Annotated in this window: 11 protein-coding genes; 3 read left to right on the top strand and 8 right to left on the bottom strand. The window is 73.1% G+C overall.

Features of this window, described 5'->3' with window-relative positions:
- Positions 1-339: 339 nt before the first annotated feature.
- Together ABT008_RS28105 and ABT008_RS28100 are read right to left on the bottom strand one after the other, a co-directional pair.
- Entirely contained in the window at positions 340-540 is a 201-nt protein-coding gene (locus ABT008_RS28105; protein ID WP_350699981.1) for a hypothetical protein, read from the bottom strand.
- On the bottom strand, positions 537-1451 hold the full coding sequence (locus ABT008_RS28100; protein WP_350699980.1) for a restriction endonuclease subunit S: 915 nt from the start codon (positions 1449-1451) through the stop codon (positions 537-539). Before ABT008_RS28100 ends, ABT008_RS28105 begins: the two co-directional genes overlap by 4 nt.
- A 464-nt stretch (positions 1452-1915) precedes the next feature.
- On the opposite strand from ABT008_RS28100, the gene ABT008_RS28095 reads away from it, so the two are divergent.
- The 3 genes from ABT008_RS28095 to ABT008_RS28085 all read left to right on the top strand — a co-directional run bounded on the left by ABT008_RS28095 (position 1916) and on the right by ABT008_RS28085 (position 5386).
- On the top strand, positions 1916-2107 hold the full coding sequence (locus ABT008_RS28095) for a hypothetical protein (RefSeq protein WP_350699978.1): 192 nt from the start codon (positions 1916-1918) through the stop codon (positions 2105-2107).
- 403 nt (positions 2108-2510) lie between these two features.
- Positions 2511-4016: a TldD/PmbA family protein gene (locus ABT008_RS28090; protein WP_350699977.1), complete on the top strand. Its 1506-nt coding sequence runs from the start codon at positions 2511-2513 to the stop codon at positions 4014-4016.
- Complete coding sequence (locus ABT008_RS28085) at positions 4013-5386, top strand: metallopeptidase TldD-related protein (protein WP_350699975.1); 1374 nt, start codon at positions 4013-4015, stop codon at positions 5384-5386. The genes ABT008_RS28090 and ABT008_RS28085 overlap by 4 nt, the downstream gene beginning before the upstream one ends.
- On the opposite strand, the gene ABT008_RS28080 is transcribed toward ABT008_RS28085, so the two are convergent.
- The 6 genes from ABT008_RS28080 to ABT008_RS28055 are packed head-to-tail and all read right to left on the bottom strand — an operon-like array spanning position 5370 to position 13913.
- Positions 5370-6182 (bottom strand): hypothetical protein, encoded by an 813-nt coding sequence (locus ABT008_RS28080; protein WP_350699973.1) that lies wholly within the window; start codon positions 6180-6182, stop codon positions 5370-5372. The two genes, ABT008_RS28085 and ABT008_RS28080, sit on opposite strands and share 17 nt — an antisense overlap.
- Positions 6164-7891 (bottom strand): ABC transporter substrate-binding protein, encoded by a 1728-nt coding sequence (locus ABT008_RS28075; RefSeq protein WP_350699971.1) that lies wholly within the window; start codon positions 7889-7891, stop codon positions 6164-6166. The genes ABT008_RS28080 and ABT008_RS28075 overlap by 19 nt, the downstream gene beginning before the upstream one ends.
- The gene (locus ABT008_RS28070) at positions 7888-9600 is read right to left on the bottom strand and encodes an ABC transporter substrate-binding protein (protein ID WP_350699969.1); all 1713 of its coding nucleotides are present in this window, start codon (positions 9598-9600) and stop codon (positions 7888-7890) included. Before ABT008_RS28070 ends, ABT008_RS28075 begins: the two co-directional genes overlap by 4 nt.
- A gap of 49 nt (positions 9601-9649) precedes the next feature.
- The gene (locus ABT008_RS28065; RefSeq protein WP_350699967.1) at positions 9650-10870 is read right to left on the bottom strand and encodes a DUF885 domain-containing protein; all 1221 of its coding nucleotides are present in this window, start codon (positions 10868-10870) and stop codon (positions 9650-9652) included.
- A complete protein-coding gene (locus ABT008_RS28060) occupies positions 10867-12579 on the bottom strand; it encodes an ABC transporter substrate-binding protein (RefSeq protein ID WP_350699965.1) in 1713 nt (570 codons plus the stop codon). Before ABT008_RS28060 ends, ABT008_RS28065 begins: the two co-directional genes overlap by 4 nt.
- Complete coding sequence (locus tag ABT008_RS28055) at positions 12576-13913, bottom strand: aminotransferase class V-fold PLP-dependent enzyme (RefSeq protein WP_350699963.1); 1338 nt, start codon at positions 13911-13913, stop codon at positions 12576-12578. Before ABT008_RS28055 ends, ABT008_RS28060 begins: the two co-directional genes overlap by 4 nt.
- Between the last annotated feature and the right edge of the window lie 102 nt (positions 13914-14015).

Here is a 14015-nt window from a genome sequence, read left to right as displayed (position 1 = left end):
TCAGCCGATGAGAGCAATGCTAGCACAGACACGAACTGCCGCCGCGGTCCGCTCAGGGCGTACGCCGGTTAGTGCTGATCTGGGACAACTGTGAGACTTGGCGAGCGTTGTCCGGGACTGGGGCCTGACCCGTGGGACAACTGGATGCCGTGGCCTGAGCGTGTAACGCAAATCGCGCAGGCGACGGCTGGACAGCGTCACCAGCGCCGCCCCGCCGTACCGAGGCGAAGCCGGCCGGCGGAGAAGCAGGGCGTTACTGACCTAAGGATCGCTTTCGCCGTGCACAACTCCTGGGATGTGTACGGATTCGTAGGCAACTGATCTCGGCGGTCGCCGAACTCATAGGCCGCGAAGGTATTTGAGGACTTCCAGGACGAGTGTCATGGCCGCGCCGAAGGCTGCGCCGCCCGCGATCACCGCCGTGGAAGGGTCAGCTCCGCCGTGGTGGAACAGCACGGCTGCGACGACCCCGACACCGCCGGAGATCACTACGGCGGCCGCGACGGATCGGTGCTCGCGGGAGAGCTTGCGTCTCGTCATCGGGCACCGCCGAACAGCCGGCGGACTACCACATCGCGGGTCTCGGCGACCCGGGCGGCCAGGTCGCGCGCCGCCACGACCTCTTCGTCAAGTGCGCGTAGCGCTGCGACCAGCGACTGCTGCCGAGCCTGCGGCGGCAACGGGATCTCCATCGCCGCGACGTCCGCTGCGGTTACGTATGCGGTTACGGTAGCCCGTACGAACGCCTTCATCCTATCCGTGCCCGCTGCGGAGCGCAGATATGCGTACAGATAGTAGGGGTTGAGGACATCCGGGTCTGAGACTCGCAGACGCAGCAGGTTTGTGCTCAGGAGCCAATCCGTCTCGGTCGGTCGCACGATGGCGGGTGCCGTAAGTGCCCCGGTCCGCACGCAGAGCACATCGTCGGTGCGTAGCCAGTAGTCCTTCAATGCCTTAGCGGTTGCTCGCGGGGCTCGCGGCGGTTTGTCCGCCACGATTCTCCCGTCACGCAGGTGCCGCGGCAGGACGATGGGGACTCCCTGCTCGTCGGATCGCTCTTCAGCTCGCAGCCGCGAGTATGAATAGCCCGCTTTGACGTCGCAGACGTCGCCAAGACGGACGATCTGCGCGCCGAGCGGCTGGGAAGCAACGACCGCTGCATCCTCGGCCGCCCTGCGGCAGTAGACGGCCCGTGAGTAAGTCGCGCCCAGGCCAGCGCGGGCGGCTTCGGCGTCGGGGGCACGGAGCCCCATCGGGCCTGGTAGGTACTCCGCCGTGTTGAGCGAGTAGGACTCCGGCCGGATGACGGCCTTGGTGACGGCGGCACTCAGACCCTCGATGCCCGGGTGTGGCCGACCGGCCGCACGGTCGTCAAGGAACGATCGCCATGCTCTCAGGATGTCGGCCTGGCGGGACAGGGACGAGATCAGCGATGATGGCAGCGCGGGCATGACTCACTTCGGGCGATCAGCATGGCGTAGAGAACCTTGATGATCTTCTGAGCCGGTCATGCCCGTCTTGCTGCCACCACCAACGGCGCTTCTACTCCAAGCCTCACAAATCAGACACCGTCACGACTTTGTCGGGGCCCTGATGTCCGTACTGGTCAAGACATCGCTCGGACAGGATCCCGGACAGCCGGGACGGTCGCTGGATAACCGCCCCGGGAGGTAGATCAAGTTCGGATGCGTGACTGGCGGCGGCGATCCGGGTCACTCACGCCAAGTAATGCAAAACGGCCTGTCCGGACACTGGGTCGACGGAGGCACGATCCACATCGAGACCTGGAACGAACCGTTTATAAGGCACCTCGCCGTTTCCCAGCTCTGGCCGCACGAGCCCGTCGTAGGCGGGAGGCACAACGCCCCGAACGCCGGCAGCCGGGCTGGTGCCGACGTTGCGCAGAAGGAAGGTCGTGCCTTCGCCCTTGCGGGCGGTGCTGCGCAGTTCTGCCTTCGAGGCGACGGCCGGAGGTGGCGGTGGCAGAGCTGCCTCGGCTCCCCGGGTCGCTGTCGACGCGGGCACGACTGCCCAGATGGGCGCCGCCGAGTTGGATGCTCTCCTCGACGGCCTCGCCGCCGATCCGCCGTTTCAGCAGCTCACGTGACGGTCTCGTTCGCGTCCGCCCATCAGAGAGCACCCAGGTGCCGATCTGGCGGTCCAGCCCCGATTACGTTGGTGGTTGAGCGGCCCCCAACGTCGGCGGCGTATCTCACCGGAGCGTGCTGCGTCTTCAGCCCTCTTGGTCGTCGCCGGCGGTCATGACCCGGATGCACGGCCAACAGCGGCAGCCAATGGGTGTGGTTGGCCGGTCATGGCAGCCAGTGCGGGGCGGTTCAGCAGCGGCCTTCTTCCTGCTTGCTCTGTTGCGCGGCGACGGCGCTGGTCGGCCGCCCGGCCGCCACGTGGGCCCTGTGCGCCGCCGGGACGCCGCACTAGTCTCCTCACCGCAACCCCCAGGCCGCCGTGCCACGGCGCGGACGGCGGCACCCCTGCGACCGGAGGCGCGTGTGCCCGACGAGATCGACGACTCGTTCCTCGCTCTCCCACTGGCCCGCCTCGCCGACGCCGCCCTGTCGCGGGCCCGGCAGCGGGGCGCGCGGTACGCCGCGCTGCGGGTGCAGCGGGTCCGCTCCGGGCGCACCGTCGTGCACGACGGTGCGCTGCGGGCGAGCGAGGAGGAGACCGAGACCGGCCTGGCGGTACGGGTGCTGCACCGGGGCGCGTGGGGCTTCGCCGCCACGCCGGAGCTCACGCCGGAGGCGGCGGTACGCGCCTGCGACGACGCGCTGGCGCTGGCCCGGGCCTGCGCCGATGTCGGCGGCGGGCCGGTCGCGCTCGCGCCCGAGCCCGCGTACCCGGCGGCGACCTGGCGCTCGCCGTACCGGATCAACCCGTTCGAGGTGCCGGAGAGCGAACGGGTGGAGCTACTGAGCCACTGGTGCGCCGGGCTGCTGGCGCACGAATCGGTGGCGCACGTGCTGGCCCGCGCCACCGCCGCCCAGGAGAACACGTACTACGCCGACCTGGACGGCACCCGCGTCGCCCAGCAGCGCGTCCGGGTACACCCGCAGGTGCTGGCGGTGGGCCGGCACCCGCGCGACGGCGGCGTCCAGACGCTCCGCACCGTCGGCCCGCCGGTGGCCCGCGGCTGGGAGTACCTGCACGGCGAGGGCTGGGACTGGGCCGGCGAGCTGGCCGAACTGCCGGCGCTGCTGGCCGAGAAGACGCAGGCGCCCCCGGTGCGGCCGGGCCGGTACGACCTGGTGATCGACCCGTCGCAGCTCTGGCTTACCATCCACGAGTCGATCGGGCACGCCACCGAGTACGACCGGGCGCTGGGCCACGAGATGTCGTACGCGGGCGGCACCTTCGCCACGCCCGACGCCGCCGGGCAGCTGCGGTACGGCTCGGCGCTGATGAGCGTGGACGCCGACCGGTCGGCCGCGCACGGACTGGCCACCGTCGGGTTCGACGACGAGGGCGTGGCCGCGCAGTCCTGGCCGCTGATCGAGGCGGGTGTGCTCGTCGGGTTCCAGCACGACCGCGCCTCGGCCGCGCGGGCCGGGCTGCCGCGCTCCGCCGGCTGCGCGTACGCCGAGTCGTACCGGCACACGCCGATGGCCCGGATGCCGAACGTGTCGCTGCGCCCGGCGGTGGACGGGCCGGACACCGCAGCCCTGATCGCGGGCGTGACGGACGGCTTCTACCTGGCCGGCTCGGACAGCTGGTCGATCGACATGCGGCGACGGCAGTTCCAGTTCACCGCCCAGCGCTGGCACCGCATCCGCAACGGGCGGCTGGCCGGGCAGGTCTCCGGCGCCGCGTACCAGGCGGAGACCACAGCGTTCTGGTCCGCGCTGTGCGGGCTGGGCGGCGAGGGCACGTGGCTGCTCTCCGGCGCCGACATGTGCGGCAAGGGTCAGCCGGTGCAGGCAGCCGCAGCCAGCCACGGCTGCCCGGCCGCGGTGTTCCGCGGCATCGACGTCGTCGACACCGGAGGGCGGGACGGGTGAGCGGGATCCAGGACGCCTTGGAAGCGGCGCTGCGGCACCGGCGCGAGGCCAACGAGCTGCTGCTGATCGCCGACGAGACGGCCGCCGCGTACCTGCGCTGGGCGGGCAACGCGCTGACCACGAACGGCAGCGTCCGGTCCCGCCGGGTGACGGCGCTGGCGCTACGGGACGGCGCGGTCGGCGTACACGTGGGGCTGGTCGGCCACGGCGGCGCGCTCGGCGACGCGCTGCCCGGCCTGGTCCGCACGGCCGAGCGGGCCGCCCGCGACGCGCCGCCCGCCGCCGACGCGGCGCGGCTGCCCGAGCCGTGGCGGACGCCGTCGTGGGCGGAACCGCCCGGCGGCACCTCGGTCGACGCGTTCCGGGACGTGCTGCCCGGCCTGGCCGACGCGTTCGCGGCGGCCGGGCATCGGCGGCTCTACGGCTACACCGAGCACCGGGTGGTCACCACCTACCTCGCCGCGTCGACCGGCGCCCGCCTGCGGCACCCGCAGTCCACCGGCCTGTTCGACCTGAGCGTGCGCGACGGCGACGACTCGACGTGGGCCGGTGTGACAGCGCCCGACCTGACCGGACTGGATGTGCCGGCGCTCGCCGCCGAGCTGTCCGCCACGCTGGCGCGGCCCGGCCGCCGGATCGAGCTGCCGCCGGGACGCTACGAGGTGCTGCTCACCCCGAACTGCGTGGCCGACCTGATGCTTCACCTCTACCTGGCCGCCGGGGCGCGCGGCGCGCTGGACGGGCGTACCGCGTTCAGCCGCCCGGACGGCCGGTTGCCGCTCGGCGAGCGCCTCACCGCGCTGCCGCTGACGCTGCGCAGCGACCCGGACCATCCGCTGCTGCCCTGCGCCCCGTTCACGATCAGCCGGGGCACCGACGACCTGACCGCAGTGGTCGACAACGGGCTGCCGCTGCGGCCGACCCGCTGGATCGACGAGGGCGTGCTGACCGCGCTCGTGCAGACCCGGCACACCGCCGCGCGGACCGGCACGCCGCTCACCCCGATGGTGGACAACCTGGTGCTGGAGGGCGGACCGGACGCGCCGACGCTGCCCGAGATGGTGCGCTCCACCCGGCGCGGCCTGCTGCTCACCTCGCTGTGGTATCTGCGCGACGTCGATCCGGCGTCGCTGCTGCTGACCGGCCTCACCCGCGACGGCGTACGCCTGGTCGAGGACGGCGAGATCGTCGGCACGGTGCACAACTTCCGGTTCAACGAGAGCCCTCTGTCGCTGCTGGCCCGGGCCACCGAGGCCGGGCGGCCGGCGCCGGCGCTGCCCCGGGAGTGGGGCGACTACTTCACCCGGATGGTGATGCCGCCGCTGCGGGTGCCCGACTTCCTGATGTCGGCGGTCAGCACGGCGACGTGAACAGCGCGGCGAACCGGTCCAGGGTGCGCCGGTCGTACACGAGCCGTTTCTGCGGCGGGTACGGACGCCGTGGCGGCGGCACGTACCCGGGCTCGCCGCGCCGGGGCAGCGTCCCGTCCGGGCGGCGCAGGTGCGGACCGTGGAAGAACCAGCAGAGCTGGCCGACCAGTTCGGCGAAGACCAGCGGGTGCAGGTCGGGCGGGTACATCGCGAGGTGGCAGCGGGTGGCCCGGAACTCGCCGCGCGGTCCGAACGTGTTGCCGAACAGGACGTGCCCGAAGACGTCGTGGACCGCCCGGAAGATGTCGTTGTGCAGCAGCTCCTCCCCGCCGGCCCGGACGCCGACGGGGGCGCGCAGCGGATGGTCGCCGTCCGCGCCGGCCGGCCCGTGCCCGTGGCGGGTGAGGAAGACGTGCAGCAGGCCGGTCGAGCGGACCCGCGCGACCAGCTCCCGCGAGTCCCGGTACGGCTGTCCCGGCCCGGCCCAGGGCAGCACCCGGATGCCCGCCTCGCCGATCAGCCGGAACTGCCGCAGGTTCTCCGCGGCCAGCCGGGTGTACCCGCGGTCCGTGCCGGCGGTGACCATCGGCGCGGCGTCGTAGCGGTCGGCCACCTCCCGGCAGAAGTCCTCGTCCAGGCGCAGCGGCTCGGCGGCCAGCCGGTCCAGCCGGACGGCGGGCACGCCCGCGCGCGCCGCCGCCCGGTCCGCGTGGGCCTGGGCCAGCTCGCCGAGACGTACGGTGAGCCGGTGGTCGTCGCCGCTCGTCGGCCCGGTCGTCAGTCCTCCCCCAGCCACAGGTTGGTCAGGTCACCGTTGAGCACCGGGTACGGCAGCCAGTTGCGCACCCGGTGCCCGCGCAGCCAGTACTGGTGGGCGAAGAGGATCGGCACCACCGCGCAGTCGCGCAGCACCTCCCGCTCGACGGCCCGCCAGTGCTCGTTCGCGGCCCTCTCGTCGACGCAGCTCAGCGCCGCGTCGATGTGCTCGTTGACGACCGGGTTGTGGTAGTGGCCGAAGTTCGACCCCCAGTCGTCGTTGTCGGAGACGCCGGAGCTGTCGAAGAGTGCCTGGAGGTAGACGCGGGCGTTGTTGCCGTGCCAGTCCGGTTCCCAGCCAGACAGCGCCACGTCCCAGCGGCCCTCACGCGCGCCGTCGGCCCGGCCCAGGTACGTGCCGAACAGCTCGGTGATGCCGGCCGGGACGAGGTCGAGGGTGATGCCGGCCCGGGCGGCGGCGGCCCGGACCACCCGCGCGGTCTCCGGGTGGATGTCCCGGTCCCGGTAGACCAGTTTCAACGTGATCCCGTCGGGGTAGCCGGCGTCGGCGAGCAGCCGACGGGCCTGCTCCGGGTCGCCGGCGCCGTCGTTCGCCGCGTACGGGGCAAATGGCCGGTGCGCGCGGCACAGCGGCGGCAGGATCTGCTCGGCGATGTCGTTGAGGCGCGGCCCGCCCCAGACCTCGGCCACAGCGGTCTTGTCGATCGCGTACTGCAACGCCTCCCGGACCTCCCGGCGGGCCAGCGCCTCGCCCTCGTTCGGGCTGAGCACGTTGATCACAAGGTACGGGCTGAACAGACCGGCCGGGCAGACCTCCAGCCGGGGGTCCCCGGCCGCGAACATCTCCGGCAGCCGCTCGGTCAGCGGCTGGATGTCCCACATCATGTCGGCGTCGCCGTCGATCACCATGTCGTGGCAGGTCTTCTCGTCCAGGCCCTGCCGCACCTCGATGCGGTCCACATGGGCGGCCCGGACCGGATCGGTGGCCGGGTCCCAGGTGCGGCTGCGCTCCAGCGTGATGCGCCGGTCCGGCTCGTAGCCGGTGATCCGGTACGGCCCGATGGAGCCGAGTCGCTGGTCCAGCTCGGGGCTGCCGGGCACGAACCAGAGGTACTCCTCCGGCGTCGGGGAGGCGAACGGCAACGCCAGGAGGTTGAGGAACTCGGAGGTGGGGCGGCGGGTGGTCAGCTCCAGCGTCCGGTCGTCGAGCACCCGCAGCCCGGGCACCTCGGCGGCCTCCAGGTAGGGCGCCACCACGTTGAGGTCGCGGGGCAGGGTGAACAGGTCGTCGCGGAACTCGGCGAGCCCGTCGACCGTGCTCAGGTAGTAGGGCAGGCCGGGGCTGGGCGCCATCGGATGGGCCAGCCGCTTGATGCCACGTACCACGTCGGCGGCGGTCAACGGCCGGGGCCCGTTGGGCAGGTCCCAGCGCAGCCCGTCGCGCAGCGTGAATCGGTAGCGGCGGCCCTCGGCGTCGTACGGCCCGTCCGCCGCCACCGCCAGGTCCGGCACCAGGTCCCCGGCCCGCCGGTGGTCACGGGTCGACGGGTAGGTGACAAGCTGCCGGGTGTAGGCGCGGACGATCCCCCGGGTCACCGTGTGGTACGCCAGCGCCGGGTCGAGGTGGTCGACGTCGCCCGCGCCGACCAGGGTGAGCGTGCCGCCGCGGCGCGGGCCGTCCGCGCCGTGGGTCCGACTGAGGTCCGTCGGTACGTCTGCCGTGGTCATGCGGACTCCTCCAGCCAGAGGTTGGACAGGTCGAACCAGCGGTCGACAGTGGGCATGGCAATGGCGTTGCGGACCCGCCGGCCCTTGCGGTGCGGGATGGTCGGGGCGTGCACGAGGATCGGCACGATCGCGGCGTCCCGCATGACACACAGGTCGACTTGGTGCCACAGTTCGGTGGCGCGGGCCCGGTCGGTGGCGCCGAGCGCCTCCTCGATCAGCCGGTCGACCTCCGGGTTGCTGTATCCGCCGTAGTTGCTGCTGCCGCGGGACGTGTTGGTCTGGAACATCGGCTGGACGAAGGTGCGCCCGTTCGGGCCGAACCAGTCGGGCGTCCACGACGGGGCGGAGATGTCCCAGGCGCCGGCGCGGGCGTTGGCCGGGTCGCGCAGGAACTGGTAGTACTCGGCGTGGCCGAGCGCCACCAGGCGGACGTTGATGCCGCCCTTCTCCAGATCGGCGGCGTAGGAGCCGGCCACCTCCGGGTTGGCGTCCACGTCCCGGTGCACGGCGGTGAGGGTGAGCCCGTCCGGGTAGCCCGCCTCGGCCAGCAACTCCCGGCAGCGCTCCGGGTCGCCCCGGTCCCCCGGTGTCGGGTACAGGTTGAACTCGACGTGCCCGTCGTTGCCGGGCGGGATCGCCGTGTGCCCGCACGACATCACCGTCCCGGCCTCCAGGCCGTGGTAGATCTCGGCGATCGCCGCCTTGTTTATCGCGTACGCGATGGCCTGGCGCACCTTGAGCTTGCTCATCGCCCGGTCGGCGTTCGGGCTGAGCAGGTTGAACACCAGGTACGGGTTGAGCGCGTAGCCGAGGTCGTTGCCGGGGTCGGTGGGCGCCACGTCGTACGGCTCGGTGATCGGTGACGCCCAGGACAGGTCGGCGCGGCCACTGTCGATCGCCTCCCCCACCTGCTGCGGGCTGGCGATCTCCATGGTCACCTCGACCCCGTCGAGGTACTGCTGGCGCACCGGGTCGGACGCGCTGCGCCACACCGGGTTGCGGTCCAGCCGCACCGACTCGCCGTGGGCGTAGTGGGTGATCCGGTACGGCCCGTTGGAGCGCACCCGCCGCCGGAACTCCGCGCTGTCCGGCAGCACCTCGTCGTACTCGACCGGGGCGGCGGAGGCGCACTGCAGCGCCAGGATGTGCAGGAAGTCCACCGCCGGGCGGATCAGGTCGAAGACGATCGTCCGGTCGTCGACCGCGCGGACGCCGGCGATCTCGTGGCTGTTCTGGAAGGCGGCCAGCTCGGCGGCGGCCGGCTCGGTCGAGGTGATCGCGGCGGCGTACGCGTCGCAGTACTCGGCCATCCCCCTGATGGTGCTGGTGAAGTAGCCGATCCCGCCGGCCTGCAGCACCGGGTTTGCCATCCGCTTGAAGCCGCGTACGAAGTCCCCGGCGGTCACCTCGCGGGGCGGGTCGGTGTCCCAGCACACGCCGGGGCGAAGGCGGATCGTGTAGCGGGTGTGGTCGGCGCTGATGCCGCTGTTGTCCACTGTGGGCACCGCCTCGGCCACGTCGGGCAGGGGCGTGACGGCCGACGGGTCGCGCAGGTCGACGACCGGCCGGTAGGTGAAGAGCTGGCGGGCGATGAGCCGGATGATCTGCCCGCCGAGCATGTAGTAGGCGCAGGCCGGGTCGAGATGGTCCATGCTGCCGGGTCCGTAGAGCCGCAGGATTCCCCCGTACCGGGGCTGGCCGCCGTTCATCGACACGCACCTTTCGTCGTCTCTGTTCGCTGCTGCCGGTGCCGGGTACTCAGATGGGTGCGAGCGCGGTCCCCGCCACGTCGGCCCGCAGCTGCGCCGGCAGCAGCGGCTCCCGCAGCAGCGTGTCGAAGCGGTCGCTGAGGCTGGTGCCCGGCTCGCGGGCGGCCAGCCAGGCGTCGACCAGTCGGCCGCCCTCGGAGTAGGTGACTAAGTACGCGCGCCACAGCGGGTCGGCGGCGAACGTGACCATCTGCTCGGCCCGGTCGGGCGGCAGCAGCATCCACCGCCGCAGGTGGGCGAGCGCCTCCGCCCGGTCGCCGCCCTCGTCGTGCATGAGCAGGGCGGCGTCGATCCGGGCCGGCAGCAGGCGCACGATCAGGCCGCGCATCCGCTCGACCCGCTCGCCCTCGACGTGGACGCCCTCCCCGGCCAGGATGCCGGCGGTCCACTCCCCCCAGCCGGGGCCGAGCACCGCGTCCACCGCCGCCTCGGCCAGGCCCTCGGTGACCAGGCAGCGGGGCGTGTGGACCAGGGAGATGGTGTGCTCGCCCTGGCCGCCGTCCCGGACCAGGCCGGCCTCCTTCAGGCAGTGCTCGGTGTGGTGGCCGGGGTACGACTCGTGCGCAACGATGATCGGCAGCGCGGCCACCGACCGGCCGCTGGCCGCGTTCAGCGCCACGGCCGAGCGGAAGCCGCCCAGGTAGCGGTTGTACGCGTTCCACGGCGCGTCCCGGACCACGGTGTACTCGACGCGCTCGCTCCCCGGCACGCCGAACCGGTCCCGGGTCCGCTCGCGCAGCGCGTCGGAGACCGCCTGCACGCAGCGGTGCAGCCGCTCCGGCGGGACGGTGTTGCGCCGGTAGAACTCCTCCACCCGGTCCGCGAGCGGCCCCGGCCCGGGCAGCAGCGCGTCGATCTCGTCGTGCACCGCCGCGTAGCGCTCCGGCGGGGTGCGGGTCACGTCGACGTCGAAGTAGGCGCGCACCTCATCCCGGAAGGACATCGGCGTGCCGGCGAGCCGGTCGGCGACCGCGCGCAGCGCGGCGAGCTGGGCGGTGAGGTACCGGCGGCGGGCCGGTTCGAGGTCGCTGTCGCCGACCGCAGCGAGCGTCCGGCCGGCCTGACGGGACAGCTCGCGGGGGTCGGGCGGCGGTTCGGCGGCGACCTGGTCGCGCAGCGCCGAGTCACCGTAGTAGCAGTCGACGAGCCCGTCGACCAGCCGGCCGAGGCGCAGGCCGAGCAGCAGGTAGTCGCGTACCAGCGGGTTCACTCGCCCGCCTCCGGGCGTGCCGCGGTCAGGTCCGCCGCGTACCCCTGCGGGGGCAGCAGCCGGATCCCGTCGACCCGGTCCGGTCGCCTCGGCGCTACCACCGGCGCGCGGTGCAGGATCGGCACCACCGCCACGTCGGCGACCGCGCGCTCCGCGGCGGCCCGCCAGGCGGCGTCGGCCCGCCACGGCTCCGGCGCGTCGAGCGCCCGCTCGATCAGCGCGTCCACCTCAGGTGCGGCATAGCCGCCGTGGTTGGCGCCGCCGGGCACCGGGTTCGCCTGCAGCATCGCCTGCGCGAAGACCCGCCCGTTGTGCTCCAGCCAGTCGGGCACGCGCGCCGCCACGGCGAGCTGCCAGCCGCCGGCCGTGGCGGGCGCGCGCAGTGCCTGCGCGTACGCGGCGTCGGCGAGCCCGACCGCCCGGGTCGGCAGGCCCGCCCGGGTCAGGTCGGCCGCGCAGGCGTGCGCCACCTCGGGCCCGCAGCCGGACTGCGGGTGGATCAGGACCAGCGGCGGGCCGTCGGCGTGGCCCGCCGAGGCCAGCAGGTCGCGGGCCCGCGCCGAATCGCCGGCGTGACCCGGGGTGGGGTACGGGTCGGCCGTGCCGTGTCCGGCGTTGCCCGGCGGGATCAGCGAGCCCGCCATCCGTACCGGCACGCCGGGGCGGTGACGCCGGTACAGGCCGGCCACCGCCGCCTTGTCCACGGCGAGCGCCACCGCCTGCCGTACCCGGAGGTCGGCCCAGACCGGGTCGCGCAGATTGAGCAGGAGATAGGGGTCGAGCACCCAGCCAAGCGCGCAGTCGCCGTCGACCGGCTCGGCGGCCGGCAGCCCGCCGACGGCGGGCGCGACCGGAACCTCGGCCGGCGCGTCGGCGGGCTCCGCGTCGGCGCGGCCGGCGCCGTCGCTCAGGCGCAGCTCCACCCGGTCGGCCTCGGCCCGCCGGTACGGGTCGGCGGCCGGCTCCCACGCCGGGTTGCGGACCAGCTCGACCCATTCGCCGGGCCGCTGTAGCCGCACCCGGTACGGGCCGTTGGCGCGCAGGTGGGCGGCGGCCTCGGGGCTGCCCGGGACGAACGCTTCGTGCTCCGCGGGCACCGCCGACGCCGCGGGCAGCGCGAGCATCTGCACGAAGTCCAGCGCCGGCCGGGCCAGCTCGATGACGAGCGTCTCGTCGTCGAGCGCGAAGACGCCGGGGATCTCGTGCGCGTTCTGGTACACGGCCAGCGTCGCCGCGTCCGCGGCCCGGTGGGTGGCCTCCGCCGACCACGCGGCGGCGAACTCGGCCAGGCCGCGCACGGTGCCGGCGAAGTAGGCCAGCGACGGCGAGGGCCGGACCGGGTTGCACATCCGCTTGAAACCGCGGATCACGTCGTGCGCGGTGACCGGACGCCGGTCGGGGGTGTCCCAGCGGACACCGGGGCGCATGTGGAACACGTAGCTGCGGTGGCTGGCGCCGAGACCTGCGTTCCAGGTGGAGGGGACCTCTAGGGCGAGGTCGGGCACCGGCGTGACGGCCTGCCAGTCGTGGACGTCACGGGCGGTCTGCCAGGTGACGAGCTGCCGGGTGTGCAGCCGGACGAACGGGGCCGCCGACGCCGGAGCGCAGGTGGGGTCCAGCGGTGCGGCGTCGGTGGGCGCGAGCACCCGCAGCACGCCGCCGCGCCGCCGCGAGGTGGCCGGCTCCGGCCGGTACGGGGCGACTGTCATGACAGCTCCCGCACCAGGTCGGCGATGGCGTCGACGGCGAGGTCGACCTCCTCGGCGGTGTTGTAGAGGTGGGTGCAGATCCGGGCGGCGTAGTGCTGGTGCGGTGAGCCGGCCACGTCGAACTCGGTCCACCGGGTCCAGATCCGGTGCCGGCTCTCCAGCTCGTCGACGAGGCGGGCGAACTTGGTGATGTTCCAGCCGTCGGCCCGGTCGGGGAACGGGTTGAACGCCACCAGCGGCGCGGTCAGCCGGTCGTCGGTGAGCGGTGAGTACAGCGACTCGACGCCGAACCGTTCGATGATCCGGGCGCGGGTGTGCTCGCCGAGCGCCACCGCGTGCCGCTCGATCCGGTCCCGGCCGATGCGGTCCCACAGCTCGCACGCCTTGGCCAGGGCGGCGCCCCGGGCGATGCTGGCGCTGCCGGCGCTCTGCAGGTAGTCGCCCATGTTGTAGCTCTCCACCCGGGTGGTGGTGCGCGGCGGCGGGGCGCCCATCATCGGGTACCAGGTGGAGATGACCGGCCAGAACGTCGGCAGCGGCAGCGGGTTGTGCTCGGGGTGGACCTTGTTGCGGACGTAGAGCAGCCCGGTGCCGAGCGGCCCGCACTGGAACTTCGAGCCGGAGCAGGTGACGAAGTCAGGCCCGAGCGCGCGCAGGTCGGTGTCGAACAGGCCGGGCAGCAGCGCGCCGTCGACCACTGTGGTCAGGCCGTGCTGCTGGGCCAGGTCGCAGAGCTGGCGCACCGGCATCCGGGTGCCGGTGAACAGCGTGACGGCGGCGAACGCCAGCACCTTCGTCCGCGGCGTGATCGCCCGGGCGAACATGTCGACGATCTCCTCGGCGGTGACGTCCGGCCCGACCGGCGGGGTCAGCACGGTGAGCGTGATCCGGTGCCGGTTGCGCAGCAGGTTGAAGTTGGACAGCACCGAGTAGCACTCGTGGCTGGTGGTGATGACCTCGTCGCCCTCGTGCAGGTCGAGCCCGTTGATGACCCGGGCCACGCCCTCGGTGGCGTTGTGGCAGATCACCATCTCGTCCTGGTCGACGCCGAACGCCCGGCCGATGGCGGCGCGGTGCTCGGGGTACATGCCGGGCGGGTAGACGTTGCGCAGTCCTCCGTTCCACGCCCGGGTCACCCGGTCGTTGACGTCCAGCACCTCGTACGGCATCACTCCGATGGTGCCGGTGTTGAGGTGGACCGCGTTGGGCTCCATCGCGAACAGCGACCGCAGCTCCGCGAAGGAGGCGGTGCGCAGCGGGTCGGCCGGTGCGGGCGGCCCGCCGGTGCGGGAGGCCGTCGTGGTCGCGGGGTCGTCGGTCACGCTGACGCGCATGGCGTCCCTCCTATCAGGAGCTGGCACCCGCCAGCGAATTTACCATATGATTCTCAAGTAAATAGTCGTCACGCTGCCCGTCCCGTCCGCCCGCGCCGGGCT

The organism is Micromonospora sp. NPDC002389, assembly GCF_040296095.1.
Classification (GTDB): Bacteria; Actinomycetota; Actinomycetes; order Mycobacteriales; family Micromonosporaceae; genus Micromonospora.
Note: the sequence above shows the minus strand (reverse complement) of the source record. Positions and strands in the feature narration are given on the sequence as shown.